Origin of the sequence: Mesorhizobium sp. M0292, from assembly GCF_040321695.1 — a bacterium.
Lineage (GTDB): Bacteria > Pseudomonadota > Alphaproteobacteria > Rhizobiales > Rhizobiaceae > Mesorhizobium.
Window position 1 is genome coordinate 312,707 of sequence record NZ_JAMYSB010000005.1, and the last position, 26,609, is coordinate 339,315.

Below are 26,609 nucleotides of genomic sequence, written 5' to 3' on the forward strand. Positions count from 1 at the left end.
ATTCCTCGCTGTCTTCGTTATCGCCGTCGGCCGCGAAGGACTAATTCAAGAGCCGCTCAGCGTCGCGGCAAGCCGGTCGGGAAGGAAATCGACGAAGGCGCGAACCTTCGGCGACAAATGGCGATTGGACGGCCAAAGCAACCGGAACTGGCCGCGGCCGTCGACATGGTCGTCCAGCACCGTGCGCAGCAGGCCGTCACGCAGCGCCTCGCGGACCAAGAAATCGGGCATCGAGCTGATGCCGAGCCCGGCCATCGTGGCGCCCTTCAGCGCCTCCGTGTTGTTGCAGGTCAGCATCGAGCGGACCTGCGGCTCGGCGCTGCCGCCGATGAACGGCCAGCCTTGCAGCTTGCCGCTGTTGGGAAAGCGGAAGCGGATGCCGTAATGGTTCACGAGATCGTCCGGGCGGCTCGGGTTGCCGTGCTGCTCGATATAGGAGGGTGCCGCACACAACAGCAGCCGGAAGGGTGCAAGCGGCCGCGCCACCAGGCGCGAATCCGGCAGGTCGCCGCTGCGGATCGCGATGTCGACGCCTTCGTCGATGAGGTCGACGATGCGGTCGTTAAAGTCGATGTCGAGTTCGATTTCGGGATAGCGCGCCATGAACTCGGACAGCACCGGGAACAGCAAATGATAGGTCACGATCGGCGTCGAAACGCGCAGCCGCCCATGCGGTGTTTCGCGGCTCCGCGACAGCATCGCCTCGGCATCGTCGATGTCGTCGAGGATGCGCCGCACCCGCTCGTTGAACAGCTTGCCCTCTTCGGTCAGGCCGATGCGGCGCGTGCTGCGCTGAAGCAACCTTACGCCGAGATCCTGCTCGAGCCTGGCGATGCTCTTGCCGACGGCCGATGCCGAGATGCCGAGCGTGCGGCCCGCAGCGATGAAGCTGCCGAACTCAGCCGTGCGGGCAAAGGCCAGGAGCCCATTGAGGCGTTCCATCGCATCTCTCCATTCGAGCGTTTCAGTCCGGTATATCTGGAGATCTAACACTATTTTTCTCGAAGTGTCGCGAGCCTATCTTCCCGTTACGACCGGCGCAGCAAGCTTGCGGCAGGCCGGCGGATCCTGGTTCAGATAGGAAATCCATGACCTCGAAGACCACAAACGGCGCGGTCGCGCCATGGCTTGTCCTGTTGTCGGTATGCCTTGCCGCCATGACAATGCCCTTGACCTTCACCGGCCCGGCCGTCGCGCTTTCCCGCATTGCGGCCGACCTCGGCGGCAGCCCGATCGCGCTCAACTGGGTGACCAACGCCTTCATGCTGACCTTCGCCGCCACCTTGATGGCATCAGGCGCGCTGGCCGACAATCATGGCCGCAAGCGGCTCTTCCTTGTTGGCCTCGCCACCTATGTGCTGGCATCGCTGGGATCGATGTTTGCCCCTGATATCGTCTGGTTCGATGTGCTCAGGGCTGCGCAAGGGCTCGGCAGTGCCGCCGCCTTTGCCGGCGGCGCCTCCGCTCTTGCCCAGGAATTCGATGGGCCATTGCGGCTGCGCGCCTTCTCCTTCCTCGGCACCAGTTTCGGCATCGGCCTCGCTTTTGGGCCGATCGCGTCGGGCCTGCTCATAGATGCTTTCGGCTGGCGATCGATCTTCGTCTTGGTGGCCGTGCTCGCGATTGCAGCCGCTTTGCTCGGCCTGCGCACCATCAGGGAATCGCGCGATCCGGATGCGACCGGCCTCGACTGGGCGGGAGCCGGCACCTTTACGATCGCGCTGGCATCGCTGACCTACGGCGTGCTGCAAGCGCCGCAGAGCGGCTGGACCGATCCCCTGGTGATCGCGCTTCTCGTGGCGGCCGCCCTTTGCTTTGCCGCTTTCGTCGTCGTCGAGCGGCGCGTGCGCCGGCCGATGCTTGATCTCTCGCTGTTCCGCTTTCCCCGCTTCGTCGGCGCCCAGTTCCTGGCGGCCGCTCCCGCCTATGGCTTCGTCGTCCTGCTGGTGCTGTTGCCGATCCGCTTCATCGGCATCGAGAGGATGAGCGAGATCAAGGGGGGGCAGTTGATGATCTGCCTGTCGGGACCGCTGTTGATCCTGCCACTGCTCGCCGGCCAGGTAGCGCGCTGGATCGCTCCGGCAACGATCTGCGGTGTCGGCCTGCTTGTGGCCGCCGGCGGCCTTGTCTGGCTGAGCCTGACACCGCCTGTCGTCGCAGCGCTGGTGGCGCCGCTGATCCTCATAGGCGTCGGCATCGCCTTGCCCTGGGGGCTGATGGACGGACTTGCCGTCGGCGTCGTGCCGAAAGAGCGTGCCGGCATGGCGGTCGGCATCTTCAACACCACCCGCGTCGCTTGCGAAGGCGTGGCGCTGGCGATCGTCATGGCAGTCCTGTCGGGTTTCACGGCAGCCCAACTGGCGGCTCAGGGAACGGCGTCTTCCCTGGATGCAACCGCCGCCGCGCAGCTGCTGGTGACCGGCAACATCGGCGAAGCGGCAGCCCGCTTGCCGGGTGCCGGAGCCACGGTCCTGGTCCAGGCCTATGAGATCGCGTTCGACAGGCTGCTGATCGTGCTGGCGGCAATCACCATCGTCACCGCCCTTGTCGTCTTTCTCGGCTTGCGCCGTGGATCGGCGGTGGAACACGAGACCATTGCTCTGCCGGTTTGCCAGGAAGGGTAGCTGAGCCGCGTCAGGAGATGACGAGGCTCGCTATGCGGTGGCCGTCCAGCACGAAGGTCATGTCACCCTCGCCGTTGAAGCCATTGCCTTTCACGGCAATGCGGACGCGGTAGCTGCCCTCGACCTCGGCGATGCGGACAATGCGAAGATTGGACTTCACGCCGATATTGTCCGACTGGTTCCAGCGCGCGATCTGCTGGCGGCCTTGGAAGGACCGCCCCCAGTCGGTCAGGGACGCGTCGGCTGTGAACGTGTGGAGAACGGCTTCGCTATCACCCGCATTGGTGGCCTCGATAAAGCGGCGGATAGGTTCGGGTGTGGTCATCAATCGAGCCGGTGCATCAGATCATCATCCAGCCAGCGGCCGAAGAAATAGACCAGCTGCTTGTGCCACCATGGCCAGTCATGACTGACATCGCCGCCCCAATAGTCGACCCAGGCGGGAATGGATTTGTCGCGCAGGATCTGTTCCAGCCTGCGGGTCTCGACCAGCATCCGCTCTTCCCAGGCGCCCTGCCCGCAGCAGAAGATCATCCTCAGCGACTTCAGCCGGGCAAGCAGCTTTGGGTCTACGGTGCCGGGCAGATAGTCGAGCGGTGAATTGTAGAAGATATCACCTTCCAGCGCCTTGCCGAAGAAGTCGCCCGCCGAATAGACGCCCGACAGCGCGATGACGCCGCTGGCGAGTTCGGGAAAGCGAAAGACGAAGTTCGTGGAATGATAACCGCCCATCGAACAGCCGGTGAACAGCGGCTTTAATTTGCGCCCGCCATTGGCTTGCTCAGCGGTCGCCAGAAACTCCGGCAGCGCCTCCTCGCGCACATATCGGAAATAAGCCTCGTGGCGACCGATGCGGTGGGCGGCGCCGGCATGCTTGTTGAAGAACGATTCCGAATCGACGCCGTCGACCGCGAACAGCTGGATGCGGCCGGTGTCGATGAATTCGGCCAGCGCTCCTACCCCGCCGGAATCCTCGAACTGGTAGAACCGCCCCTGCGACGTCGGGAACACCACCACCGGCCGGCCGGCATGGCCGTAGCGCTTGTATTCCATGTCGCGGCCGAGATTGCCGGAGAAATGCTTGTGATAGGAGATGTCCATCGCGTTCAAGCCTTTTCCGCGTGGATGTAGGCGACGGCCGCGCGCAGTGCTGCTTCGTCTTTCGAGCGCATCTGGTAGGCGTAATTTCCCATGGCGCGGCTGAAAACCTCTTCAATTGGCTGATGATGGACGATCTTGTCGCGATGCGCGGCTAGCACGTCCTCATGGCTGTGCAAATAGTGGAGGTGCTGCTTGCGGCTGGCATAAGCGGTGAAATACTTGCCCTCATAAGGACCACCGGTGGCATCCTTCACCACCATGTCCGCCCAGGCCGCGTAGACGTCGATGTCGAACGTGTAGTTGATCGCATCGGTCATCCAGGCGCCGGGCGGCCGCATGTTGACCTCAAGCGCGATGACGCGGTCGTCCTTGGTTTCGAACAGCTCGATGTGGAAGAAGCGCTCGCGCACGTCGAACGCCTTGAGGATTTTGCGGCCGGCCTCTTCGATCGCCCGTCGGACCTTGGGAAAGCAGGTGTAGCTCATGTGGCGATCCTTGTTGACCACTTCCATGATGCTCTGGTCGTAGCGGTGGCTGGCCGCCAGCACCACCTCGCCGTCACGGTTGACCAGCCCATCGAAGGTCACCACCAGCCCCTCGATGAACTGCTCCATGACGAAGGTCACGTCCTCGGGCTTGTCTCTGAAAAACTGGTCAAGCTCCCTGGCGTTGGAAATCTTGAAGGTGTTCGAGGCGCCGGACCCGGAATCGGGCTTCACCACCACGGGATAGCCGACGCGGCGGATGAAGGTCATGGCGCCGGCCCGGTCGGAGCATTTGCGCTGGGCGATGGTGTCGACGCCGCTCTTGCGGAAGAATGCACGCATGCGGCTCTTGCGCTTCAAATTCTTCACGAAATCGAGCTTGGTGCCGTAGATGTTGAAGTCGGTGCGGATATTGGCCTCCAGCTCCAGCCAATGCTCGTTGAGGGACTCGAAGCGCTCGATCCGGCCCCATTTGTGGATGAAATGACCCATCGCCCGGAACACCGGATCGTAGTCCTCCATGTCGGCGATGCGGTAATATTCCGACAGGGCCGCCTTCAGCTTGCCGTCCAGCGCCTCATAAGGCGCATCGCCAATGCCCAGCACCGTAGCGCCGGCCTTTTTCAGCCGGTCGCAGAAATCGGCGCCGTTGGCGGGAAAATGCGGCGAGAAGAAAACAAAATTCACGGATGACCCCTCCGACGGCGAAGCATTGCGGCCCCGGCTACACGCAAGTCTGGCGCATTTGCCGCGCATGGGGAAGAGTGCTCGCGAGTGGTGGAATGGCAGCCCACTTGCCTGTCCATGGCGGCTCCTGTATGAACCCCGCCATGAACACGCGCGTCTCCTCCGTCGCTTCCCGTCCGACCGGCTTTGCCGGCGAGACCGTGCGCGCGCTGGCATCGACCCTGCTTCTTCTCGGCCTTATCGGCGATCGCCGGGTTCGCTGAAGGAGCGCCCGGCGGTCGAACCGCCGCTTACGCGCACGCTCCTTGGCCAGTTCAGAAATTGGCAATTCACATCAAGCGAACGAAAATCTGATAAGGCGCTGCTCGCCCTGGAATCCGTCCGAAGACCGATCCGCGAGCCGCCGGGAGAACAAGACGATGAACGCACGAGAAGACATCCGCGCCGGCGAAGCCGAAAGCGTAAAACGCGCGGCCGGCCACATGCCGGGCGCGGCCCGAAAATACCAGCCCTACCCGACGGTCGGTCTCACCGACCGCACCTGGCCCAACAAGGTCATCGACAAGGCACCGGTCTGGTGCTCGGTCGATTTGCGCGACGGCAACCAGGCGCTGATCGATCCGATGGGTCATGAGCGCAAGGCGCGCATGTTCGCCCTGCTGCTCGACATGGGTTTCAAGGAGATCGAGATAGGTTTCCCCTCGGCCTCGCAGACCGATTTCGATTTCGCCCGCTGGTGCATCGAGGAAGGCAATGTGCCGGCTGATGTTTCGCTACAGGTGCTGGTGCAGTGCCGTCCCGAACTCATCACCCGCACCTTCGAATCTCTGAAGGGCGCCACCAACCCGATCGTGCATTTCTACAATTCGACCAGCGAGTTGCAGCGTCGCGTCGTCTTCGAGAAGGATGTCGGCGGTATCAAGCGCATCGCCACCGACGCGGCCAAGATGATCACCGACATGGCGGCCAAGGCCGGCGGCGGTTATCGCTTCGAATATTCGCCCGAAAGCTTTACCGGCACCGAGCTCGAAGTCGCGCTGGAGATATGCAACGCCGTCACCGAGATCGTGAAGCCGACAGCCGACAACAAGCTGATCATCAACCTGCCGTCGACGGTCGAGATGTCGACGCCCAACATCTATGCCGACCGGATCGAATGGATGTGCCGCAACCTGGACGACCGCGAGAACCTGCTGATCTCGCTGCACCCCCACAACGATCGCGGCACCGGCATCGCCACCACCGAGCTCGGCCTGATGGCGAGTGCGGACCGCGTCGAAGGCACGCTGTTCGGCAATGGCGAGCGCACCGGAAATGTCGACATCGTGACGCTGGCGCTCAACATGTACACGCAAGGCGTCGATCCCCATCTGGATTGCTCCGACATCAACCGGATGAAGGACGTCTACGAATATTCCAACCAGCTGAAGATCTCCGAGCGCCATCCCTATGTCGGCGAACTCGTCTACACCGCCTTTTCCGGCTCGCACCAGGACGCCATCAACAAGGGCATGAAGGCCTTGAAGAAGGCCAACACGCCGGTCTGGGAAGTGCCCTATCTGCCGATCGATCCGGCAGATGTCGGACGCAGCTACGAGGCGATCATCCGCATCAACTCGCAGTCGGGCAAAGGCGGCATCGCCTATGTACTGCAGGCCGATTACGGCCTCAATCTGCCGCGCAACCTGCAGATCGAGTTCAGCCAGGAGATCCAGGCGATCACCGACGCCGAAGGCAAGGAAGTGCCGGCAAAACGCATCCATGACCGCTTTATTGAAACCTATGTCGACCAGCCCGGCGCACGACTGAAGTTCCTCGACCATCACACCTATCCCGATACCGAGAAAAAGGGCCGGCGCGTGGTCGAGGCGGTGATCCTCGACAACGGCAAGGAGACGACAATCGCCGGCTCCGGCACCGGCCCGATCGACGGCTTCGTCGATGCGCTGTCGCGTCATGTTGGCGTCGACATGTCGGTGCTTGATTATTCCGAACATTCGCTCCAGCGCGGCTCGAACGCCTCGGCGATTTCCTATGTCGAGATGGAATATCCCGGCGGCAAGCTGTTCGGCGCCGGCATCAACACCAACATCGTCGCCGCCTCGCTGGAAGCCGTTGTTTCGGCCGCCAACCGGATAATCGGCCGCAAGGCCGGCTGATATTCCCGGGCGCCGAATGTCCGCGGCGCCCGGAAATCCCCCATTTGCCGAGGGAAATTCCGGTCTTTTGTGTCAACCACCGGCAACTATCCGGTGTGTTACGCGATCGCATAACATAAGCATGCTTGTATGGAAGTGCAGGCTCTATATGATTGCGCCTCAACCTGTGCCGACTTCGAGAGGATCGACACTTGCAGCATGCCACGCCTGCCGCCCCCGCAGTGCGCGAGACACTGGAGCGACTGCTCGCCAGCGAAACGTTCGGACGTTCCGAGCGCGCGCGCAAGTTGCTGCGCTATCTTGTTGAGCGCGAGCAGGCCGGCGAAGCCGACAGGCTCAAGGGTTTCTCCATCGCCATGGACGTCTTCGGCAAGGACGGCGATTTCGATTCGTCGACCGACGCCGTTGTCCGGGTGCAGGCAGGCCGGCTGCGCGAACTTCTCCAGCATTATTTCGCCAATGAAGGCATAGCCGAACCGGTTCGCATTGCCATTCCGCGCGGCGGCTACGTGCCGTCCTATGAGCTCAACGCCATACGCCTGCCGGTTGGGCAGGAGCCGCTTGCGGCGGCGGTAGCCGCCTTGCCCGGATCGCCCGACCAGGCGGCTCTTGACGCCGTTCCCGCTGCCGCGACAGCTTCGGGGGTTACAGAACCTGGGCCTTCGCTGGCGCGCCATCTCCAGTTCTTCTGGGTCGCCATGACGCTGGTCATTCTCATGCTGGGCGTGCTCATCCTGCGCCAGGGCAGCGGCGCATTGCTAGCCAGCAGCGATCCTACCGCGGTGGTCGAGACCGCGGGCGTAACGAGCAGCATCGCATCGCCGTCGATGGAGGCCCTGCCCCTCGTCTACATCGCGGTGAAGGCCACCGGCCCCGAGGCCGGCCGCGTCGCCGCTTCGCTGCGCGCCGGCCTTGCCGGTTTCGACACGATCGACTTCATCGGCCGCGACGCCGACAGCAAGCGCGATCCGAGCACCGACCCGACCAGCTTCGTTTTCGATGTCCTGCCGGGACCAATGGCAGGTGACGTGACGCTCGAACTGCAGAGCGTGGCGACCGGCCGCGTGCTTTTGTCCCGCAGTCTGACGGCCGCCGACAGCGCACCTGGCACCGTCGAGGATCGTATCGCCGCCATCCTCAGCTCGACCGTTCCCGCCTCCGGCCCGCTCTACAGCTACATCGAACAGAACGGCATTCAGACCGGGCTGACGAGCTGCCTGATCCTCAACGACAGATACTATCTCGACCAGAGCACCAGGACGCACGAGGCCGCCTATCGCTGCCTGGACAACCTCGCCGGCCAGGGTGCGAAATCGTCGTTGGTCTATTCGGAACTGGCCTCCCTGACCCTTGAGGCCGCCACCGATCATTACGCCTATCCGCCTGGCGCGACGGTCGAACAAGCAATGTCTTTCGCCCATCGCGCCATCCAGATGGGACCGACCAGCCCCTATGCGCACCGCGCCTATGGCTACCTCAATTCGCGCCTCGGCAACACCGAGGAATCGATCCGCTGGATGCGCAAGGCCTATGAGCTCAACCCCTACGACCTCGGCATGGCTGCCGCTTACGGCTATGGCCTGATCTTTGCCGGCAAATATGCCGAGGGAACACCCATCCTGACCCATGCCGTCGAGACGTTCAGCGGCCATCCGACATGGTGGGATTTTGGGCTTTTCGCCGGGCAATTCATGCTGGGCGACATGAACAAGGCCGCGATAGCCAGCGAGTCGCTGCGCACGACGGCGATGAAATCGCATTATCTGGCGGCGCGGCTGATCGGCGCCAAGGCTGCCGGCCGCGAACAGCTGGCAGCCAAGCTTCTGGATGAGCTGACCACCAAATTCCCGAAATTCGCCGCCGATCCGCGCGCGGCCTTCGCCGAGCGCAAATATCCCGCCGATCTGACCGACCGGCTGGTTGAGGCGCTGCGCGCCGCGGGCCTCGGCAACGCCAGCTAGTCTTTCCGGATCGCGAAAACTTTACTGGCCATCGGTCTGGACTGGGAGCAATCCAGCCTCGATTCGAATTTCCTCTCCAGTCTTGCAATAATCGCACATTTTCATGGTCTCATCCCTCTATGTTGCCGAGCGGGGCGCCGGGCCGAAGACGGTCGTCCTGCTGCATGGCTTCGGTGGTTGCCATGATATCTGGCGCGAGGTGACCGCGTCGCTAGGGCCCGATGTCAGGACCTTGGCCTACGATCTTCCGGGACACGGACTGTCTCTCGAATTTCCTGGCAGCGGCCCGGCCAAAACAGCGGCGCGAGCGGTTCTCGCCGATATCGCCGCACGCGGGATAGCAAGGGTGCATGTCGCCGGTCATTCGATGGGCGGCGCGGTCGCCTCCCTGATGGCGCTTGCCGAGCCTGAAAGGATAGGCTCGCTGACGCTTCTGGCGCCGGGCGGTGTTGGCCCCGAGATCAACGGACCGCTGTTGCGCCGCTACGCCGCGGCCGCCGACAGACGGGAAATCCGCGCCTGCCTTGCCGCCATGTCGGGACCGCGAAGCCCGCCGCCCGAACGCATCGTTGGCGTCCTGGCGGACCTACGCCGTCGCCCCGGCCAGTTGCGCAAGCTGATTGAGATATCGGCCGTCATGACCAGGAACGAGCGGCAGGGGGTCATACCCCGCGAACAGCTGGACACCCTCGACATGCCGGTGATGGTGGTTTGGGGAACGGACGATCCGGTGCTGCCCTTTACCCAGGCTGATTGTCTGCCGGCGCATTTTCATATTCATCACGTGCTCGATGCCGGCCATATGCTGGTCGAGGAAGTGCCTGATGTGGTCGCCCAGGCCGTGCGCCGAAACATGGCACGCCGCGGCAGGCGCCTGCGTCCGACATTCGAGGCCGCGGCGAGCTAACTTACTTGCGCCCCGCATCTCGCCAGTGCATTTTGCCGCCGCCTGTGTTAACTCGCAATTAACCATATCAGCGAGGCGACGCCGATGAAGGACACTGGCGAAAACATCACCCCCATCGACACCTCCCGCAAACTGTCCGACGCCGTTCGCGATGTGAAAAATGCCTTCGCCGATCGCGACGATGTCGTGGTCGACATGCGCGAGGCGCACCGGATGCGGCTTGATCTGCTCGCCGCCGAGCTCGCCCCGGTCTTTGCCGACGTGCCCGCCGACATGGACAATTTCGACTTCGTCGTCTCCTCCGGCCTGCAGCCCCGCCTGTGGATCGACGCCATCAGCCATGTCGCCATGGGGCGCGACCGCCGCACCTACCGCTTTCTCAGGGATACCCGCATCGGCCGCGTCGTGCTCGCCGAATCGACCGATATGAAACCGGTCGCCGATCAGGTCACGCGCTATGTGGCGGAGCGTATCGTCGAGCGTCAGCGCATGATGGAGGGCGGTGTCGAGCCGGCCGTCGCCGACCTGAAACGCGCCGCCGTGCCGGAAGCTGAGCCGCCCTTGCAAGCAGCCGTGCCCCGCAGGGGCTGGTCGACGTTCCTTTCCGGTCTCGGCTTGGTCGCCGCCGGCGCGCTTGTTGGCCTGGCGGTGGCGGCCGCGCTGTTTTGGGATCGCCTGATGGCGATGAAGATCAGCTTCTGATCAACGATCTGGAGGCCTCGGTGTCTGCGCGCCGAGTTCAATGACCTGCAGGTCCGATGGCGGCAAGGCCGGCCCGGTCAGGCCGCGCCGCGTCAGGCGAATCAGCCAATTGCCCTTCTCCCCGTCAATATCGAGCAGATTGTACTGTGCCGCCGGGTTCTTGCTGCCTGGCGACTGCCCGGCGGCGGCGACGCCGACGACCGGAATCCTGGCGCCGCGCCCGCCGATGAAGAACAGCGACGGCAGATGCGAATGGCCGTGCAGCACGAGTTCGGCGCCATGCCTATGAACGGTCTTGTGGAAGCGGGAGATGCCGAACAGGCGCTTTTGCTGGGCGACGGCGCCGCGCACCGGCGGATGATGGATCATGATCACCCGCAACAGGCCGCGTTTGTTCGTTGCGTCGAGCACTGTCGCCAGCCTTTGCGCCTGACCTTCGAGGAAGAAGCCGTTGGCCATGAACGGCGCCGTGGCGCGCGCCGTCGAAACGCCGATCAGCGCGACATTGCCGCGTACGCGCAGATAGGGAAAAGCGTTGCGGTCGATCGGCGCAGTCACGCCGTCGCCGCTCATCCACGCCGCCCAGGAGCGGCAGACCTTGTCGAAGGCGCCCGGCACATAGGCGTCGTGGTTGCCCGGCACCACCGAGACATCCTCCGGCGAACCCAGCGTCTCAAGCCAGTGCTTGGCCATCTCGATCTCGCCGTCGAGCGCCAGATTGACCAGATCGCCGGTAACGGTGAGGTGGTCGGGTGTGCTCGCCTTCATGTCGGCGACGATGGTGTCGATGACGGCATCGTGCATATGGCGGCGGCGGTTGCGCTGCCAGTTGACGTAGCCGACGACGCGCTTGGACGCGAGTTCGCGATAGGTTACACCGGGAAGCGGCCCCAGATGGACATCGGAAATATGCGCGAGCCTGAACATCCTTCCTTCATAGGCGACGCGCTCCCCGCTTTCCACTCACTGTTTCCTGCCCATCCACGGTTTCGCTAGTCATGGCTATATCGGACCCGGAGCAGGCGTTTCGCCAGACCGGCTGGGCAGGCCTCAGGGCAAGGCTGTTCCATCTCTATTTCCTGCTGCGGCGGCCGATGACGCTGGGCGTGCGCGGCCTGATCCACGATCGCGCCTCAAACACTGTCTTCCTCATCCGCCACACCTACGTTCCCGGCTGGCAATTGCCGGGCGGGGGCGTCGAAGTCGGCGAGACGCTCGGTGAGGCGCTGGTGCGCGAACTGGCCGAGGAAGGCAACATCGCGCTGACAGCCCAGCCGGTGCTGAAATCGATGCATTTCAACCGCCGCTCCAGCCGCCGCGACCATGTCGGCCTCTATCTCATCGAAACCTTCAACCAGACCGCGCCGAAACTGCCGGACCACGAGATCGCCGAAGCAGGCTTCTTTCCGCTCGACCGCTTGCCGCATGGCACGACGCCGGCGACGCTGCGGCGGCTTGCCGAGGTTTTTGAAGGCGAGCCGGTATCGCCGTACTGGTAGGCTGTCAATCCGATGCTCACGCCGCCTGCCTGAACCGCGCCCGGTCGTGCGGCGCGCCATAGTCGAGCCCAGGCCCGACCGGCACGATGCGCGTCGGGTTGATGCTCTCGTGGCTGCCGTAATAGTGCATTTTGATGTGGTGCAGGTTCACCGTGCCGGCGATACCGGGCACCTGGTAGAGGTCGCGCAGATAGTTCGAAAGGTTCGGATAGTCGGCGATGCGGCGCAGATTGCATTTGAAATGGCCGACATAGACCGGGTCGAAACGCACCAGCGTGGTGAACAGCCGCCAATCGGCCTCGGTGACACGCTCGCCAGTGAGATAGCGCTGTTTTGACAGTCGGCCCTCCAGCGTGTCGAGCGCCGCGAACAGCTCGCCGAACGCCTCTTCATAGGCCGCTTGCGTGGTGGCAAAGCCGGCGCGGTAGACGCCGTTGTTTACGGCGGGAAAGACCAGCGCATTGACCTTGTCGATCTCGCCGCGCAGGCCTGGCGGATAGGAATCGAGAGCGGCATCGCCCCACTCGTCGAACGCCGAATTGAGCATGCGGATGATTTCGGCGGATTCGTTGGAGACGATGGTCTCTTCCTTCTTGTCCCACAGCACCGGCACCGAAACCCGGCCCGAATAGGCTGGATCGGCCTTGGTGTAGATTTGGTGCAGGAAGTCGAGGCCGTAGAGCGTGTCGCCGGTGGCGCCATCCTCGGCCAAAAACGTCCAGCCCTCAGCACCGAGGAAATGATGCACGACTGAAACCGGGATGATGTCTTCTAGCTTCTTCAGCGCGCGAAAGATCAGCGTGCGGTGCGCCCACGGACAGGCGAGCGAGACATAAAGATGGTAGCGTCCGGGCTCGGCCTTGAAGCCGCGCGTACGACCTTGCGCCGGCGCGCCGTCGCGCGTGATCCAGTCACGCCACTGCGTCTCGGCGCGGATGAACCTGCCGCTGCTATCGACATTGGCCGGACGGTCCTGCCATTTGCCTTCGACCAGCAATCCCATACGAAATCTCCTTGCGTGCCTTGGCCAATGTAGTCGCAAGGCGGCAATGCCGAAGCCGTCATCTGCTGAACAGAGCGTCACTCGTATGAAACGCCGGATGAAAACAGCCGATTGCAGCCGCCGGAAATTGATGCTAGCGGACACTCCGCATGTTCGATCTTGGCTTGATCCGGTTTGACCGACGACGAAAGGGCGCCCGCGCTTAGAAAGCGCTGACTGGCGAACGCTGCCGCTTGCAGCAACCTTTCCTCTTTATCGGACCGCGAAGACCATGAGCCTTGCCGACGTGAAATACCTGCCGGAAACTCCGGCGCATGATCCCGAAATCGAAGCCATCAACGACGAAGCCTTTGGCCCCGGCCGTTTCGTGCTGGCCGCCTACAAGATTCGCGAGACCGGCGGCCACGAGCGCTCGCTATCCTTTGTCGCCATGGATGGCGACATCGTCGTTGCTTCGGTGCGCATGACCCGCATCGCCGCCGGCGCCGGACGCGCGCTGATGCTCGGGCCGCTCGCCGTGCGGCCCGCCTTCAAGAATCTCGGTATCGGCCGCCGGCTCGTGGCGATCGCGCTGGAGGCGGCCGCCAAGGCCGGCGCGCCGGCGGTGATCCTTGTCGGCGACGAGCCTTATTACGGCCCGCTCGGCTTCAGAAAGATCCCCCGCGGCCAGATCTCCATGCCGCGCCCGGTCGACCTCGACCGGCTGCTGTCGCACGAGATCGTGCCCGGTGCCGTGGCGCGGCTCTCCGGCGAGGTCGGCCATGCCAGCCTTGCCAGGATCGCGGAGCAGGCACCAGTGATGGCCTGAGCTCCAGGATCGGTCGCGGCACCGGTCGCGATGGATCCCCATTGGTCAGGTTGCACCATGGCGGCGACCTCCGTAGCATGACCTGGAACAGCACGGAGCATGCAGCATGAACCCGAACGGCCAGATTGCGATCGTAACCGGCGGCGGCTCCGGCCTCGGCGAGGCAACCGCCCGCGCGCTGGCCGACAAGGGCGCGCGCGTCGCCATTTTCGATATCGGCATCGACCGGGCATCGAAGGTGGCGGGCGACATTGGCGGCGCCGCCATCCAGTGCGATGTGAGCAGCGCCGACAGCGGTGCGGCCGCGGTCGCCGAGGTGGAAAAGAGACTTGGGCCAGCGCGCATCCTGGTCAATTGCGCGGGCATTGCCATCGGCGTGAAGACGATCGGCAAGGATGGTCCACATCCGCTCGACCAGTACCGCAAGGTGATCGAGATCAATTTGATCGGCACCTTCAACATGATCCGCCTCGTCGCCGACCGTGCCGCCAAACTCGAACCGCTGCAGGGCGGCGAGCGCGGCGTCATCGTCAACACCGCGTCGGTGGCCGCCTATGATGGCCAGATCGGCCAGGCCGCCTATGCCGCATCCAAGGGCGGCGTCGTCGGCATGACGCTGCCGGTTGCCCGCGACCTGGCGCGCTCCGGCATTCGCGTCTGCACCATCGCGCCCGGCATCTTCAAGACGCCAATGATGGCCGGCATGCCGCAGGAGGTGCAGGATTCGCTCGGCGCGGCCGTGCCCTTCCCGTCCCGCCTCGGCGAGCCGTCCGAATATGCCGCGCTCGCCCTGCATATCGTCGAAAACCAGATGCTGAACGGCGAAACCATCCGCCTCGATGGGGCAATCCGCATGGCGCCGAAATAGACGGCCATGGCGGCCGGCGCAGTGAAGACCGGTCCGCTGGCCGGCCTGAAAGTCATCGAGATGGCTGGGCTCGGCCCGGTGCCTCTGGCCGGGCTGATGCTGTCGGAGATGGGGCGCCGAGGTGCTGCGCATCGAGCGCACCGGTTCGGACCAACCCCTGCTGCCGCTCTCCGATGCGTACAATCTCGACCGTCACGGCCGCTCCATCCTGCGCGTCGACCTCAAGCAGGCCAAAGGAACGGAACTGCTGCTGCGCCTTGCCGAAAAGGCCGATCTGTTTGTCGAAGGCTTTCGCCCCGGTGTGATGGAGCGGCTTGGTCTCGGCCCGGATGCTGCATTGGCGCGCAATCCGGCGCTGATTTACGGCCGCATGACCGGCTTCGGCCAGGACGGGCCGCTCGCAGGTCGTGCCGGCCACGACATCACCTACCTCGCCTATTCGGGTGTGTTGCATGCCATCGGCCGGGAGGAAGGTCGGCCGGTGCCGCCGCTGAATCTGATCGCCGACAATGGCGGCGGCGCCATGATGCTGATCGCCGGGGTGCTTGCAGCGCTGTTCGAGCGCTCGCGCTCCGGCAAAGGCCAGGTGATCGACGCGGCGATGGTCGAGGGCGCTTCGATGCTGGCGGCCCCCATACACGCCTTCATGTCGGCAGGTCTGTGGAGCGACCGGCGCGGCGCCAACCTGCTCGATTCCGGTGCGCCCTTCTACGACACCTATGAGACGGCGGACGCACGCCACGTTGCGGTCGGCTGCCTTGAGCCGTGCTTCTTCGCCGCATTCGCAAAGCTGCTGCCGCTCGGCGAGGATTTTGTCCGCGGCCAATACGACAAGGCGTTGTGGCCGGACATGCGCGCGGCCATTGCCGACCGGTTCCGGCAGAAGACACGCGACGACTGGGACGCGCTGTTTGCCGCAAGCGATGCCTGCGTGGCGCCGGTTCTGTCGCTGGCCGAAGCCAGGGATCATCCGCACAACCGGGCGCGTCACGCATTTGTGAAGGCCGGTGCGCTCGAGCGCCCCGCGCCCGCGCCACGCTTCTCGGCCTCGCAGCCGGCGCTTGCCGGCATGTCTGAAGATGACGATCAGCTGCCCCAGACTGTGCTGGCGCGCTTCGGCTTTTCGACAGCCGAGATCAAAGCGCTTGTCAAAGCCGGCATGATTGGCCAATAACTGGATTTAGAAAATCAACTTACCTGGTGGGCATTTTGGACCAGCCGAAGAAGGACGTCATTCGCGCGACGGACGCCGAGGCGATCAGGCTGGCCGCAACGCTGATCCGCAGCGCCCGTTTCGGCGCCCTCGCGGTGATCGAGCCGTCGACCGGCGCACCGCTGGCCTCCAGGGTCGGAGTCGCCACCGACATCGATGGCACGCCTCTGATCCTTGTCTCGGCGCTGTCAGCCCATACCGGCGCCATCCTTGCCGAGCCGCGCTGCTCGCTGCTTGCCGGCGAACCCGGCAAGGGCGATCCGCTGGCGCATCCCAGGATAACGCTGGTCTGCCGGGCGCAGCCGCTGGAACGCGGGTCGAGCGCGCATACCCGCGCCGAGCGGCGCTATCTCAACCGCAATCCCAAGGCAAAGCTCTATGCCGGGCTCGGCGATTTCTCGATCTTTCGCCTCGAGCCGGAGCGCGCCAGCCTGAATGGCGGCTTCGGCAAGGCCTACCTGCTCGACCGTGCCGATCTCATCACCGAGGGGTTGATCGTCGACGAGCTGGCCGCCAGCGAACAATCCGCTCTCGACCACATGAATGCCGACCATCTCGACGCCATCGCCGTCTATGCCCATCATTTCGCCAGGGTTGAAGGTGATGGTTGGACCATGACCGGCTTCGATGCCGATGGCATGGACCTGGCATCGGGCGACACCGTTTGCAGGGTCTATTTTCCGCAGCCATTGAAGACCGCGCGCGACCTGCGGCCGGTTCTGGTCGACATGGCCAAAGCCGGTCGTGCGCCAGCTACGCAAGGATAATCGTCATGAATCAAAAGCACGTCTTGAGATTTGGGCGAAATGATCTACGATTCAGGCGACGCTGAATCAGCAGCGTGATCCATAGCTGAATTATAGCAGCCAACGCTATTTGCCCCCATAGCGTTTGGATGAGCAGGAAAACATGGGGCATCGATGGTCTCGACCAAACTAATCGCCAATGCCGAATCGGCGGCGACATTTCTGACCCTTATGGGCAACGAAAAGCGGCTCTTGATCATGAGCTATCTGGCCGACGGTGAAATGTCGGTCGGCGCCATCGCCGAAAAGGTGATGCTCAGCCAGTCCGCTTTGTCGCAACATCTGGCCAAGCTCAGGGCGCTCGATCTTGTCGAGACCCGCCGCGACCGGCAGATGATCTACTATTCCTGCAAGTCCGAAGCGGTGCGCGAACTGTTGCGCATGCTGGACGGCATTTTCGGGATAGGCGACTTGTCCCAGATGGCAACGCGTCTGCGCCGCGCCGGGACTTGACCTGCAGGGCTTGACTGGCGACTCCGATCGCTCCTTACCTCGCTGACGATTTTTCGCCGGCCGAGGTATTGATGGATCCGATCCAGATCGACGACGCGCGCGATCCGCGGGTCGCCGCCTATCTCGACATCCGCGAGCGCGATCTCACCGGCCGCCATGGCCGGTTCGTTGCCGAAGGCAAGGTGGTGCTGGACGTCCTGCTGTCAGCCGGACGCTTTGCTGCGGAGTCGGTCCTGGTCCTCGAAAACCGGCTGGCCGGGCTCGACGACATCCTGCGCAAGGCCCCTGCCGACCTGCCGGTCTACGTTGCGGCAAGCGCCGTCATGGACAGGATCGCCGGCTTCCACGTGCATCGCGGTATATTGGCGATCGGCAGCAAGGGCACGCCACAGCCCGCCGAGGCCTTGCTCGACACCTTGCCTGCCGAAGCGTTGATCGTCGTTCTCATCGGCATCGCCAACCATGACAATATCGGATCGATCTTCCGCAATGCCGCCGCCTTCGGCGCCGATGCCGTCTTCGTCGACGCCACCTGTTGCGACCCACTGTATCGCAAGGCGATCCGCGTCTCCGTCGGCGCCGCGTTGAAGGTGCCCTTTGCGTCCTTCGGCGACACTGAAGCTTTCATCGCGAAGCTCGGCGAGTTGGGCTTCGGCCAGGTCGCTTTGTCGCCGCGTGGTGAGGCTGACATTCGTGATGCCGCGCGACCGAAACGACTGGCGCTCTATCTCGGCACCGAAGGCGAGGGCCTCCCGGAGAGCCTGCTTGCCCGCCTGCGGACGGTGCGGATCGCGATGTCGGAAGGGTTCGACAGCCTGAATGTTGCTGCCGCGTCAGCCATTGCGCTGCACCATTTTTCGCCCTGATAGGCGTAGTCAGGCAATTCCAAGCCGGGGCTTGAAACTCAGCTCGGCAAATCTGCCTTCTGCAACGCCCGCACGCGATCGGCCAGGCTGGTGGTTCCTGACCGCGTTTCCTGCGGCGCCGCCAGCGCCTTGGCGATCGGTGAATCGGGTCCTTCGAGCTTGGCCGTCAAATGGACGACCTCAGCCGCCAGATTGTTCATCTGTTCGCGCAAGGCAGAACCGGCATCATTGCCATTGCCGGGGCCATTCCCGGGCTTCGCGGATCCAGAACCGCCAAGCTCCGCCTTCATCCGCTTGTTTTCGCGGGCCAGCGTCGTCAGCCTGGCTTCGAGCCGCTCTCGGTCGCCTTCGAGCTTGGCGAGCGTCTTGTCGATGTCCTCGTTCCTGGCGCGGGCACTGTCTTGCGCACCAACCAGGCCAGCAGCCACGGCGCCTCCTGTAGCCTCGCCCTTCACCCGCTCGCGAAGCCGGGCCAGTTCCTTTTCGCGGCGATCGAGCTTGTCCTCGCGATCGGCCAGCGTGGCGAGCAGGCGCTCGAGCTTTCTGTCGAGGTCGGCGGTTCTTTTCTTTTCGGCCTTCAAGGCATCGCGCGTGGCCTTGCCTTCGGCGACGACTTCCTGATGGCGCTTGTCGGCCTCCTTCCGCTGGCCGCGCAGCACTGAAATGTCGTTGGCAAGTTTTTCCAGCTCGGATTCGCGAGCCACCAGTTCGATCTGACGATTGCTGGAGGAGAAGGACGCGTCGTCGTACATATGTTCGAGCTTTTCCAGCTCGAGCGCGCGCTTTTCCATCATGCGCTCTGTTTGTGCAAGCCTGTCCGACAGCTGTTGTATCTGCTGCTCGCGATGCAGCAGCAATTCGTTTTTTTCCCCGAGCTCCGAAAGCGCCTGCTTCTTGTCCTTGCGCTCGACCGCCAGGCCCTTCAGCGCCTCGCGGCCGCGATTGATTTCGACGAGTTGCTCATTCGCCTGCTCACGCAGCGTCTTGATGCTGATTTCGAGCCGGCGCGTCGTCATGGCGAACTCGGCCCGCAAGCTGTCCTTGTCGGCCTGGATCTCGGCCAGCGTTCGCGGCACCGACGCCTCGACACGCTTGCGTGTCAGCGCGACCGCCCGCCGCCAGATGGCCGGCGCGACCAGCAGCGCCAGAAAGCCTGCGCACAGAAAGCCGAGGGCGAAGAACAGGATCGACTGAACCAAGGTGACTACCCGTTACGGGCGGGCCGCTATCCGGCAACCGCCAAGTCTGGACTTTGCCATGTTCGCATGACGCAAATCCAGCGCTGCGGCAAGGGTTTGCCGCAGCTGCACCGGGTCAGAATCTGTTGATCGGGTCGAAGTGTGGTCGGAATCGCTCAGAAAGGATTCCAGGTCGGCCTCTGCGTCAGCTTCAGATAGCCGAGATTGACGCCAAGCCGCGCGCCGACGCCGGTGCGGATCGGCACCAGCAGCACCCTGTTGTTCTGCAGCACGTTGAAGCCGACGCCGGCCACGACATAGGCCGAACCGGCAACGCCGCCGAACCGATTGTAGAGATTGCTGACGTCGTCGAGGTTATAGACGAGCATCATCACCCGCGATCCCTCGCCGCCGAAATCCCAACCGAGCGAAGGCCCTTGCCAGAACACCTTATGGTCGCCGGCATTCTTGGTGTAGAGCGTACCTTCGCCATAGGTCAGGCCCCCGATCAGCGCGCCGGATCCCTCTTCGCCGAGCAGATAGCCATTGGGCAGGCCGTAGGAGGCAAAAATCTTCTCGACGACGGTTGCGAGACCGCCCGACGTCGCGCCGAAGAACTTGTGACCGGAATCGACGATCTCCTGAGCGGTGTATTCCTGTGCCCGCGACGCAGAGGCTGAGAAAGCGAGAGCGCCCATGAGGGCAATCGCCATGAAGAAGACGCGGACAAACGTCCGGTCGTAGAATCGGGAAACCATGCTTCCAATCTCCGTCAGGGAGCACTTTCGCCGACGCCTCGCACCCCGTCCGGCTCTTTAGGCGGCCGTTAAGGATGACTGTTACGGGCAAACTATGCCGTAATCCTTTTTCAACCATTAACCTCCCACATGAACATGGCGGTTCGAAGGCTGTTTCTGACTGTCTGCGCGGGCTCCCATCCTGTGCAAAGATGCCGTTTTTTCTCACGAGAATTGTGGATTGTTGCTGCACGCTCGGGCGCTGTGTATTCAGAATGCCTGGGGGGAGAGAGCGTGATTCGGGTGGTGAGCGTGGCTGTCGGCCGCGCGGCCACCAGGAAGTGAATTTTAGCAGGGATTTTTCGCCGATGGCTGAGCTTTTCTCTCTCTCCGCACCCGATCTCGCAGCCTTGTTGTGCAGCCGAGTCTGCCACGACATCATTTCGCCGGTCGGCGCCATCAACAACGGCCTTGAACTCCTGGACGAGGGCGGCGCCGACGAAGACGCCATGAAACTGATCCGGCAGAGCGCCAGAAACGCTTCGGCCCGCCTGCAATTCGCCCGCATCGCCTTCGGCGCCGCCGGTTCGGCCGGCATGATGATCGACACCGGCGATGCCGAGTCCGTCGCCATCGCCTTCCTGAAGAACGAGAAGCCGGAATTGATCTGGAACGGGGTTCGCGCCCTGCTGCCCAAGAACAAGGTCAAGCTGCTGCTCAATTTGCTGCTCGTCGCCAATGCTGCCATCCCGCGCGGTGGCAGATTGGTGGTCACGCTGGAAAACCTCGACACCGAGCCGCGCTTTGCGCTTGCCGCAAGCGGCCCGATGCTGCGCGTGCCGCCGAAATTCCTCGAGCTCCATTCCGGCAACAAGCCCGAGGAGCCTATCGACGCCCATACCGTCCAGCCCTACTACACGCTGCTGCTGGCGCGTGAGGCCAACATGACGATCTCGATTCATGCGACCGCCGAAGAGATCGTGCTGTCCGCGGCTTGAGCGAAGCCGTTCGGCAGGACGCCGAGCATCAAGAACAATCAAGTATCTTTTCCCGCTGATATTTGCGGCAATTCAGAACAGGCAAGTTTCACCGCCGGCAACGCCCCTGCCGAATGGGGCTGCAAACGACATGTTTGTAAAAACTTTACCTAACGGCTTTTCTGCTTCTTTACCAGATCGGCCTAGTGTGCATCCCGATACCCGGATGCCGCCGGTTCGCCCCATGGCAAAGAGGACCCGGAAATGAAGCGCTGCATGTTTGTCGACGATTCGAGCGTCATCAGAAAGGTTGCAAAACGGATTCTTGGCGGCTCCGACATGGTGGTGATCGAAGCGGCAACTGGACTTGATGCTGTCGAGATGTGCGCTGCCGAGATGCCTGATGTGATTGTCGTCGACGGCGCCCTGCCGGACATGCAAGCGGTCGACGTCATTCGCCAGGTTCGCGCCATGGAGAGCACGATCAAACCGCAGATTCTGATCTCACTGGTCGAGGTGGATGTTGCCTCGATCATGAAGGCAAAGCGCGCCGGCGCCCAGGGTTATCTGTTGAAGCCGTTCAACCGGCCGCAACTGCTCGAACGTTTTCGTACCTTGAAGGTTGCCGCCTGACTCGGCACGTCCTCGGCCAAGAAGGACAGCAAAAAACCCGGCCTGAGCCGGGTTTTTTGCGTTGATTCAATTGGATGATGTTCGCTCAGGCGCTGACGCGGATGTCTTCCGGCTCGCGCAGCACATAGCCGCGACCCCAGACCGTCTCGATGTAGTTCTGGCCACCGGATGCTGCGTCGAGCTTCTTGCGCAGCTTGCAAATGAAGACGTCGATGATCTTCAGTTCCGGTTCGTCCATGCCGCCATAAAGGTGGTTGAGGAACATTTCCTTGGTCAGCGTGGTGCCCTTGCGCAGCGAGAGCAACTCCAGCATCTGGTATTCCTTGCCGGTCAGATGCACGCGCTGGCCGCCGACTTCGACGGTCTTGGCGTCGAGATTGACCACCAGATCGCCGGTGGTGATGACCGACTGGGCATGGCCCTTGGAACGGCGCACGATGGCATGAATGCGGGCGACCAGCTCGTCCTTGTGGAACGGCTTGGTCATATAGTCGTCGGCGCCGAAGCCCAGGCCGCGCACCTTGTCCTCTATACCGGCCATGCCGGACAGGATCAGGATCGGCGTCTTCACCTTGGACAGGCGAAGTGTCCGCAAGACTTCGTAGCCGGACATATCGGGAAGGTTGAGGTCGAGAAGAATGATATCGTAATCATAAAGTTTACCGAGATCGACACCTTCTTCGCCGAGGTCGGTCGTGTAAACATTAAAACTTTCAGATTTGAGCATCAGCTCGATGCTCTGAGCGGTTGCACTGTCGTCTTCTATCAGCAGAACGCGCATTTCATTCCCCTTTTCTGCCGCCGGACCATGTCACGACCCATCCGGGACCGGAGCAGTGATTGCCTGAACAGAGGCTGCCATCGAATGGTTAACAAAACCTAATTCCGCACCAAGGACGGTACCAGATTTTTTAACCCCTTTCTACACCCTCTTGAATCTAATGATGAATCACAGAACCAAATCGCTAATGCAACACATTAATAAGTCGGACTAAGTGACTCAAGGGACTCGCTGGCCGGCTTCCGTATCGGGAGCCGGAATTTTTACCCGGCCTTAAGTCCTCGCCCTTATGATTAACAATGCGCGTAAACGAATGGTTACCGCCGGCAAAAAACTTTAGGGATTTGTTTCCCATAGTTCGGGGAATGCCGGTGGATACGGGCGACGCCAGGCCCTGGCGGGCGGATTGGACGATATGTGCAGGTGTGCGTTTCCGGGAGTACCGAATCATGAAGTCACGTGAAAACCTCGTTCGGCTGAAGCAATTTCAGGTGAATGAGAAGCGGCGGCAGCTGCTGCAGCTCGACATGATGATCGCCGAGTTCGAGCGCATGGCCGTTGAACTGGAGCTTCAGATCACCGCCGAGGAGAAGAAGGCCGGCATCACCGACATCAATCATTTTGCCTATCCGACCTTCGCCAAGGCGGCGCGTCTGCGCCGTGATAACCTCAGAAACTCTCAAAGCGACCTCGCCCAGCAGCGAAGCGCTGCCGAATCATTACTCGGCGAAGCTGAAGCGGAGCTTTCCAAGGCCGAGATGCTGGAATCGCGCGACACCAAGATCCGCGACGCGGAACTCGGCGGTCGCAGCGCCATGATCGGCTGACGGCAGGGTTTTAACCCGACCGGCGCCGCCTGACGCCGCGCTTTGCTTTGCGTGTAGCGCGCCAAAAGGCTCCGGCGCTGCTGACCTGGCCGCAAGGCGGCCGCAGCTTCAGGCCCGTGTCAAATCCCCGTCCTGGTTCGCCGCCGCCCTCGCCCGCGCTTGCTTGATGTCAGGCACATGCTCTTCCGACCAGGAGCGTATCTGGGTGAGCAGCCCCGCCAGGTTCTGGCCAAGTTCGGTCAATTCATATTCGACCCGCGGCGGGATCACCGGAAAGATTTCGCGCCGCACCAGCCCGTCGCGCTCGAGGACGCGCAGGGTCTGCGTCAGCATTTTGGGTGTGATGCCTTCGAGCTTACGCGCCAGTTCCCCATTGCGCATCCGGCCACGGCGCAGCGCACAAACCGTCAGATAGACCCATTTGCTGGCCAGCATCTCGAGCACGGCGTGCGAAGGACACGTCCGCTGGAAGGCGTCATAGCCGGAGCCGCAATCATTATCACTATCCATGAGGTGCCTATATATGGAAAAGGTACATACTGGACAAGGGAATGTTACTATCCAAATAATAGTTGCTCAGAAAACCCCAGCAGGAGCCTCCCATGCGTGCCGTTATCCAGAATTCCGTCGGCGGGCCCGACGTCCTCGTCATCGCCGATCGCCCCGCGCCCTCGCCCAAGTCCGGCGAAGTGCTCGTGCGCGTGCATGCTGCCGGCATCAATCCGGTCGATGGCTCGGTGCGCGCCGGCTACTATCCATTGCTGGGCGAACCGCCCTTCACTTTGGGCTGGGATATTTCAGGTACGGTCGAGGCGGTAGGCCCAGGCGTCGATGGCGGCCTCAGGGTCGGTGACGCCGTGTTCGGCATGCCGCGTTTTCCCAAGCAGGCCGCGGCCTATGCGGAACTCGCTGTCACCCCGGCCGATGAAATCGCACCGAAGCCGCAAGGCATTGACCACAGTCATGCCGGCGCGCTGCCGCTGGCCGGTCTGACCGCCTGGCAAGGCCTTGTCCGCCATGGCGGCCTGAAGCGCGGCCAGCGCGTGTTGATCCATGCTGCGGCCGGCGGCGTCGGGCATCTGGCGGTGCAGATCGCCAAGGCGCACGGCGCTTATGTCATCGCCACCGCCAGCCCGAAGAAACTCGATTTCGTCCGCTCGCTCGGCGCCGATGAAGTGATCGACTACACCAAGGGAGATTTCGCCGCCGAGGTCAGCGACATCGACCTGGTGCTGGAGCCGATGGGCGGCGACCATGCCGACCAATCGCTGACAGTCCTGAAGGACGGTGGCGCCCTGGTGTCGCTGCTCAATGTCCACGACACCACCCGAGCCAAGGCTGCTGCGCGTGGGATCCGCGTCGAGCGCATGTCCGTCGTGCCCGACCGTGAAGGCCTCGTCGAACTTGGCAAACTGGTCGATGCGGGAAAGCTTGCGGTCCATGTGGCAAAGAGCTTTCCGCTCGAACAGGCGGGCGCCGCGCACGCTTTTCTCGCCACCAGGCCGATCGGCAAGGTGGTGCTGACGGTCTGAAGCAGGCATTACCGACAGGCAAAAGGGCGCGGTTACCGCGCCCTTTTCTGTTGTGGTCCTGGCTCTAGTGCCGGTATTGCTGGATGCGCGTCGTGCGCAGCCCGGCAAGGCCATATTCGTCGATCGACGCTTGCCAGGACAGGAATTCCTCGGTGGTCAGCTTGTAGCGCTGGCATGCCTCGTCGAGGCTCAAAAGCCCGCCGCGCACCGCAGCAACCACTTCCGCCTTGCGCCGGATAACCCAGCGACGTGTATTCGTCGGCGGAAGATCGGCAATCGTAAGAGGGCTGCCGTCAGGCCCAATAACATATTTGACTCGCGGTCTAACAAGATCGGTCATCGTACTCTCTACTAAAAACTCAAAGACCCAATCCCCACCACATTACCGCCACAGCTTTAAAAATTGCCTAAGCGAACCCTAATGAGTAGGTAAGGATCATGAACGCCGCGTTAGTCTTTTCGTCGGCATTTGAGGCAACGGCGGGCAGGCGCGCAATTTTCCCGCAAAATCGGCACCGCCGCAAAGCTGGCGCCGCTGGTGTGGTTGACCTATATTCGCGCCACTGCCATTGAAGCGCCGCGCAGAACGAAAGAACCATGAACAGCCTCGACCTTCCCGCCAGCCCGCAAAACACCCGCATCGTCGTCGCCATGTCGGGCGGTGTGGATTCGTCTGTCGTTGCCGGCCTTTTGAAGCGCGAAGGCTATGATGTCGTCGGCGTCACGCTGCAGCTCTACGACCATGGCGCCGCAACGCACCGGGCCGGGTCGTGCTGCGCCGGCCAGGACATTGACGATGCCCGCCGCGTTTCCGAGACACTGGGCATTCCGCATTACGTGCTCGACTATGAGGAGCGCTTCCGCAAGGCGGTCATCGACCCGTTTGCCGAGAGCTACGTTGCCGGCGAAACGCCCATTCCGTGCGTCTCTTGCAATCAGACGGTGAAGTTCGCCGACCTTTTGGCCACCGCCAAGGACCTTGGCGCCGATGCGCTCGCCACCGGCCATTATATCCGCTCCGGGGCCAATGGCGCCCACCGCGCGCTGTTCCGGCCCGTCGATGCCGACCGCGACCAGAGCTATTTCCTGTTTGCCACCACGCAGGCGCAGATCGACTATCTGCGCTTTCCGCTGGGTGGGCTGTCCAAGCCTGCGGTGCGGGCCATCGCCGAAGAAATGGGGCTGACCGTTGCCGCCAAGCAGGACAGTCAGGACATCTGCTTCGTGCCGCAGGGCAAATATTCCGACATCATCGCCAAGCTGAAGCCAGCTGCCGCCAACCCAGGCGACATCGTCCATATCGACGGCCGCGTGCTCGGTCGCCATGACGGCATCCTGCGCTATACGATCGGCCAGCGCCGCGGCATCGGCATCGCCTCGGGCGAGCCGCTTTACGTCGTCCATCTCGACGCCGACCGGGCCCGTGTCATCGTCGGCCCGCGCGAGGCGCTGGAGACCCACAAGATCTATCTGCGCAACATGAACTGGCTGGGCGATCGCGCGCTGTCCGACATTCCGGCCGCCGGCATGGAGCTGTTCGCCAAGGTGCGCTCGACGCGGCCGCCGCGCCCGGCCGTGCTGCATCACCGCGCCGGCAGCACCTTTGTCGAACTGGTCGACGGCGAGTCCGGCATCGCGCCGGGACAGGCCTGCGTGCTCTATTCCGACGACGGCAACGAAGCCCGCGTTTTCGGCGGCGGCTTCATTGAGCGCTCCGAGCGCGGCGCCGAGGCCGAAGCCATGCTCAGCCGGCTCGCAGCCAGGCCGGCGCAGATTCCCGCAGAGTAAACACTACCCTCTCG

28 protein-coding genes are annotated in these 26,609 nt (G+C 62.9%); 17 read left to right on the forward strand and 11 right to left on the reverse strand.

The window, feature by feature from the left end; genetic code table 11:
• Positions 1-45: 45 nt before the first annotated feature.
• Positions 46-942 carry a LysR family transcriptional regulator gene (locus NKI96_RS10410; protein WP_352804028.1) on the reverse strand — a complete coding sequence of 299 codons (897 nt, stop codon included), beginning with the start codon at positions 940-942 and terminating at the stop codon, positions 46-48.
• 146 nt (positions 943-1,088) lie between these two features.
• Between NKI96_RS10410 and NKI96_RS10415 the strand changes: the two genes are divergently transcribed.
• A complete protein-coding gene (locus NKI96_RS10415; protein ID WP_023724998.1) occupies positions 1,089-2,624 on the forward strand; it encodes an MFS transporter in 1,536 nt (511 codons plus the stop codon).
• Between the two features lie 10 nt (positions 2,625-2,634).
• Here the strand turns inward: NKI96_RS10415 and NKI96_RS10420 are convergent, their stop codons facing one another.
• Genes NKI96_RS10420 through NKI96_RS10430 form a run of 3 tightly spaced genes read right to left on the reverse strand, consistent with a single transcriptional unit; the run spans position 2,635 to position 4,897 of the window.
• Positions 2,635-2,949 (reverse strand): nuclear transport factor 2 family protein, encoded by a 315-nt coding sequence (locus NKI96_RS10420; RefSeq protein WP_031192978.1) that lies wholly within the window; start codon positions 2,947-2,949, stop codon positions 2,635-2,637.
• Positions 2,949-3,725 carry an esterase family protein gene (locus NKI96_RS10425; RefSeq protein WP_023724999.1) on the reverse strand — a complete coding sequence of 259 codons (777 nt, stop codon included), beginning with the start codon at positions 3,723-3,725 and terminating at the stop codon, positions 2,949-2,951. The genes NKI96_RS10420 and NKI96_RS10425 overlap by 1 nt, the downstream gene beginning before the upstream one ends.
• A 5-nt stretch (positions 3,726-3,730) precedes the next feature.
• The gene (locus NKI96_RS10430) at positions 3,731-4,897 is read right to left on the reverse strand and encodes an ATP-grasp domain-containing protein (protein ID WP_023754961.1); all 1,167 of its coding nucleotides are present in this window, start codon (positions 4,895-4,897) and stop codon (positions 3,731-3,733) included.
• A 482-nt stretch (positions 4,898-5,379) separates the two neighbouring features.
• Here NKI96_RS10430 and leuA point away from each other — a divergent pair, with 482 nt between their 5' ends.
• The 4 genes from leuA (at position 5,380) to NKI96_RS10450 (ending at position 10,626) form a co-directional block, all read left to right on the forward strand.
• Positions 5,380-7,056: a 2-isopropylmalate synthase gene (leuA, locus tag NKI96_RS10435; RefSeq protein WP_023725000.1), complete on the forward strand. Its 1,677-nt coding sequence runs from the start codon at positions 5,380-5,382 to the stop codon at positions 7,054-7,056.
• A 191-nt stretch (positions 7,057-7,247) separates the two neighbouring features.
• Complete coding sequence (locus NKI96_RS10440; protein WP_023669961.1) at positions 7,248-9,017, forward strand: tetratricopeptide repeat protein; 1,770 nt, start codon at positions 7,248-7,250, stop codon at positions 9,015-9,017.
• 103 nt (positions 9,018-9,120) lie between these two features.
• Positions 9,121-9,924, forward strand: a complete 804-nt coding sequence (locus NKI96_RS10445) for an alpha/beta fold hydrolase (protein WP_023686188.1) — start codon at positions 9,121-9,123, stop codon at positions 9,922-9,924.
• 84 nt (positions 9,925-10,008) lie between these two features.
• Complete coding sequence (locus tag NKI96_RS10450) at positions 10,009-10,626, forward strand: hypothetical protein (protein ID WP_023669959.1); 618 nt, start codon at positions 10,009-10,011, stop codon at positions 10,624-10,626.
• Here NKI96_RS10450 and NKI96_RS10455 read toward each other — a convergent pair whose 3' ends face one another.
• Positions 10,627-11,553, reverse strand: coding sequence for a metallophosphoesterase family protein (locus NKI96_RS10455; RefSeq protein WP_023683636.1), 927 nt, complete (start codon positions 11,551-11,553; stop codon positions 10,627-10,629).
• 71 nt (positions 11,554-11,624) lie between these two features.
• Here NKI96_RS10455 and NKI96_RS10460 point away from each other — a divergent pair, with 71 nt between their 5' ends.
• Positions 11,625-12,125, forward strand: coding sequence for an NUDIX domain-containing protein (locus NKI96_RS10460; RefSeq protein WP_031195394.1), 501 nt, complete (start codon positions 11,625-11,627; stop codon positions 12,123-12,125).
• 16 nt (positions 12,126-12,141) lie between these two features.
• Here NKI96_RS10460 and NKI96_RS10465 read toward each other — a convergent pair whose 3' ends face one another.
• Positions 12,142-13,128, reverse strand: coding sequence for a glutathione S-transferase family protein (locus tag NKI96_RS10465; RefSeq protein WP_023699707.1), 987 nt, complete (start codon positions 13,126-13,128; stop codon positions 12,142-12,144).
• A gap of 271 nt (positions 13,129-13,399) precedes the next feature.
• Here NKI96_RS10465 and NKI96_RS10470 point away from each other — a divergent pair, with 271 nt between their 5' ends.
• From NKI96_RS10470 to NKI96_RS10495, 6 genes are all read left to right on the forward strand, one after another.
• Positions 13,400-13,936, forward strand: coding sequence for a GNAT family N-acetyltransferase (locus NKI96_RS10470; protein WP_023686191.1), 537 nt, complete (start codon positions 13,400-13,402; stop codon positions 13,934-13,936).
• A 106-nt stretch (positions 13,937-14,042) separates the two neighbouring features.
• Positions 14,043-14,804 (forward strand): 3-hydroxyacyl-CoA dehydrogenase, encoded by a 762-nt coding sequence (locus NKI96_RS10475; RefSeq protein ID WP_023683632.1) that lies wholly within the window; start codon positions 14,043-14,045, stop codon positions 14,802-14,804.
• Between the two features lie 121 nt (positions 14,805-14,925).
• Positions 14,926-15,978, forward strand: coding sequence for a CaiB/BaiF CoA transferase family protein (locus NKI96_RS10480; RefSeq protein ID WP_245271336.1), 1,053 nt, complete (start codon positions 14,926-14,928; stop codon positions 15,976-15,978).
• A gap of 35 nt (positions 15,979-16,013) precedes the next feature.
• Positions 16,014-16,784: a HugZ family pyridoxamine 5'-phosphate oxidase gene (locus NKI96_RS10485; protein WP_023699709.1), complete on the forward strand. Its 771-nt coding sequence runs from the start codon at positions 16,014-16,016 to the stop codon at positions 16,782-16,784.
• 153 nt (positions 16,785-16,937) lie between these two features.
• Positions 16,938-17,276: an ArsR/SmtB family transcription factor gene (locus NKI96_RS10490; RefSeq protein ID WP_023669951.1), complete on the forward strand. Its 339-nt coding sequence runs from the start codon at positions 16,938-16,940 to the stop codon at positions 17,274-17,276.
• A gap of 71 nt (positions 17,277-17,347) precedes the next feature.
• Positions 17,348-18,142 carry a TrmH family RNA methyltransferase gene (locus tag NKI96_RS10495; protein WP_023669950.1) on the forward strand — a complete coding sequence of 265 codons (795 nt, stop codon included), beginning with the start codon at positions 17,348-17,350 and terminating at the stop codon, positions 18,140-18,142.
• A 38-nt stretch (positions 18,143-18,180) separates the two neighbouring features.
• Here NKI96_RS10495 and NKI96_RS10500 read toward each other — a convergent pair whose 3' ends face one another.
• Both NKI96_RS10500 and NKI96_RS10505 read right to left on the reverse strand, forming a co-directional pair.
• On the reverse strand, positions 18,181-19,341 hold the full coding sequence (locus NKI96_RS10500; protein ID WP_023669949.1) for a coiled-coil domain-containing protein: 1,161 nt from the start codon (positions 19,339-19,341) through the stop codon (positions 18,181-18,183).
• 155 nt (positions 19,342-19,496) lie between these two features.
• Positions 19,497-20,033, reverse strand: a complete 537-nt coding sequence (locus NKI96_RS10505) for a DUF1134 domain-containing protein (protein ID WP_245275028.1) — start codon at positions 20,031-20,033, stop codon at positions 19,497-19,499.
• Positions 20,034-20,425: 392 nt separating this feature from the next.
• On the opposite strand from NKI96_RS10505, the gene chpT reads away from it, so the two are divergent.
• Positions 20,426-21,055: a histidine phosphotransferase ChpT gene (chpT, locus tag NKI96_RS10510; protein ID WP_023669947.1), complete on the forward strand. Its 630-nt coding sequence runs from the start codon at positions 20,426-20,428 to the stop codon at positions 21,053-21,055.
• A gap of 243 nt (positions 21,056-21,298) precedes the next feature.
• Positions 21,299-21,667: a response regulator transcription factor gene (locus NKI96_RS10515; RefSeq protein ID WP_023669946.1), complete on the forward strand. Its 369-nt coding sequence runs from the start codon at positions 21,299-21,301 to the stop codon at positions 21,665-21,667.
• Positions 21,668-21,752: 85 nt separating this feature from the next.
• Here NKI96_RS10515 and ctrA read toward each other — a convergent pair whose 3' ends face one another.
• On the reverse strand, positions 21,753-22,448 hold the full coding sequence (ctrA, locus tag NKI96_RS10520; protein ID WP_006203583.1) for a response regulator transcription factor CtrA: 696 nt from the start codon (positions 22,446-22,448) through the stop codon (positions 21,753-21,755).
• A gap of 449 nt (positions 22,449-22,897) precedes the next feature.
• Between ctrA and NKI96_RS10525 the strand changes: the two genes are divergently transcribed.
• Complete coding sequence (locus NKI96_RS10525) at positions 22,898-23,275, forward strand: flagellar export protein FliJ (protein WP_023669945.1); 378 nt, start codon at positions 22,898-22,900, stop codon at positions 23,273-23,275.
• A 108-nt stretch (positions 23,276-23,383) separates the two neighbouring features.
• Here the strand turns inward: NKI96_RS10525 and NKI96_RS10530 are convergent, their stop codons facing one another.
• The gene (locus NKI96_RS10530) at positions 23,384-23,785 is read right to left on the reverse strand and encodes a winged helix-turn-helix transcriptional regulator (RefSeq protein WP_023669944.1); all 402 of its coding nucleotides are present in this window, start codon (positions 23,783-23,785) and stop codon (positions 23,384-23,386) included.
• Positions 23,786-23,877: 92 nt separating this feature from the next.
• On the opposite strand from NKI96_RS10530, the gene NKI96_RS10535 reads away from it, so the two are divergent.
• A complete protein-coding gene (locus NKI96_RS10535; protein ID WP_352804033.1) occupies positions 23,878-24,807 on the forward strand; it encodes an NADP-dependent oxidoreductase in 930 nt (309 codons plus the stop codon).
• A 64-nt stretch (positions 24,808-24,871) separates the two neighbouring features.
• On the opposite strand, the gene sciP is transcribed toward NKI96_RS10535, so the two are convergent.
• Positions 24,872-25,147: a CtrA inhibitor SciP gene (gene sciP, locus NKI96_RS10540; RefSeq protein WP_013529904.1), complete on the reverse strand. Its 276-nt coding sequence runs from the start codon at positions 25,145-25,147 to the stop codon at positions 24,872-24,874.
• A 257-nt stretch (positions 25,148-25,404) separates the two neighbouring features.
• Here sciP and mnmA point away from each other — a divergent pair, with 257 nt between their 5' ends.
• Positions 25,405-26,595 carry a tRNA 2-thiouridine(34) synthase MnmA gene (mnmA, locus tag NKI96_RS10545; protein ID WP_023683624.1) on the forward strand — a complete coding sequence of 397 codons (1,191 nt, stop codon included), beginning with the start codon at positions 25,405-25,407 and terminating at the stop codon, positions 26,593-26,595.
• Positions 26,596-26,609 lie beyond the last annotated feature (14 nt).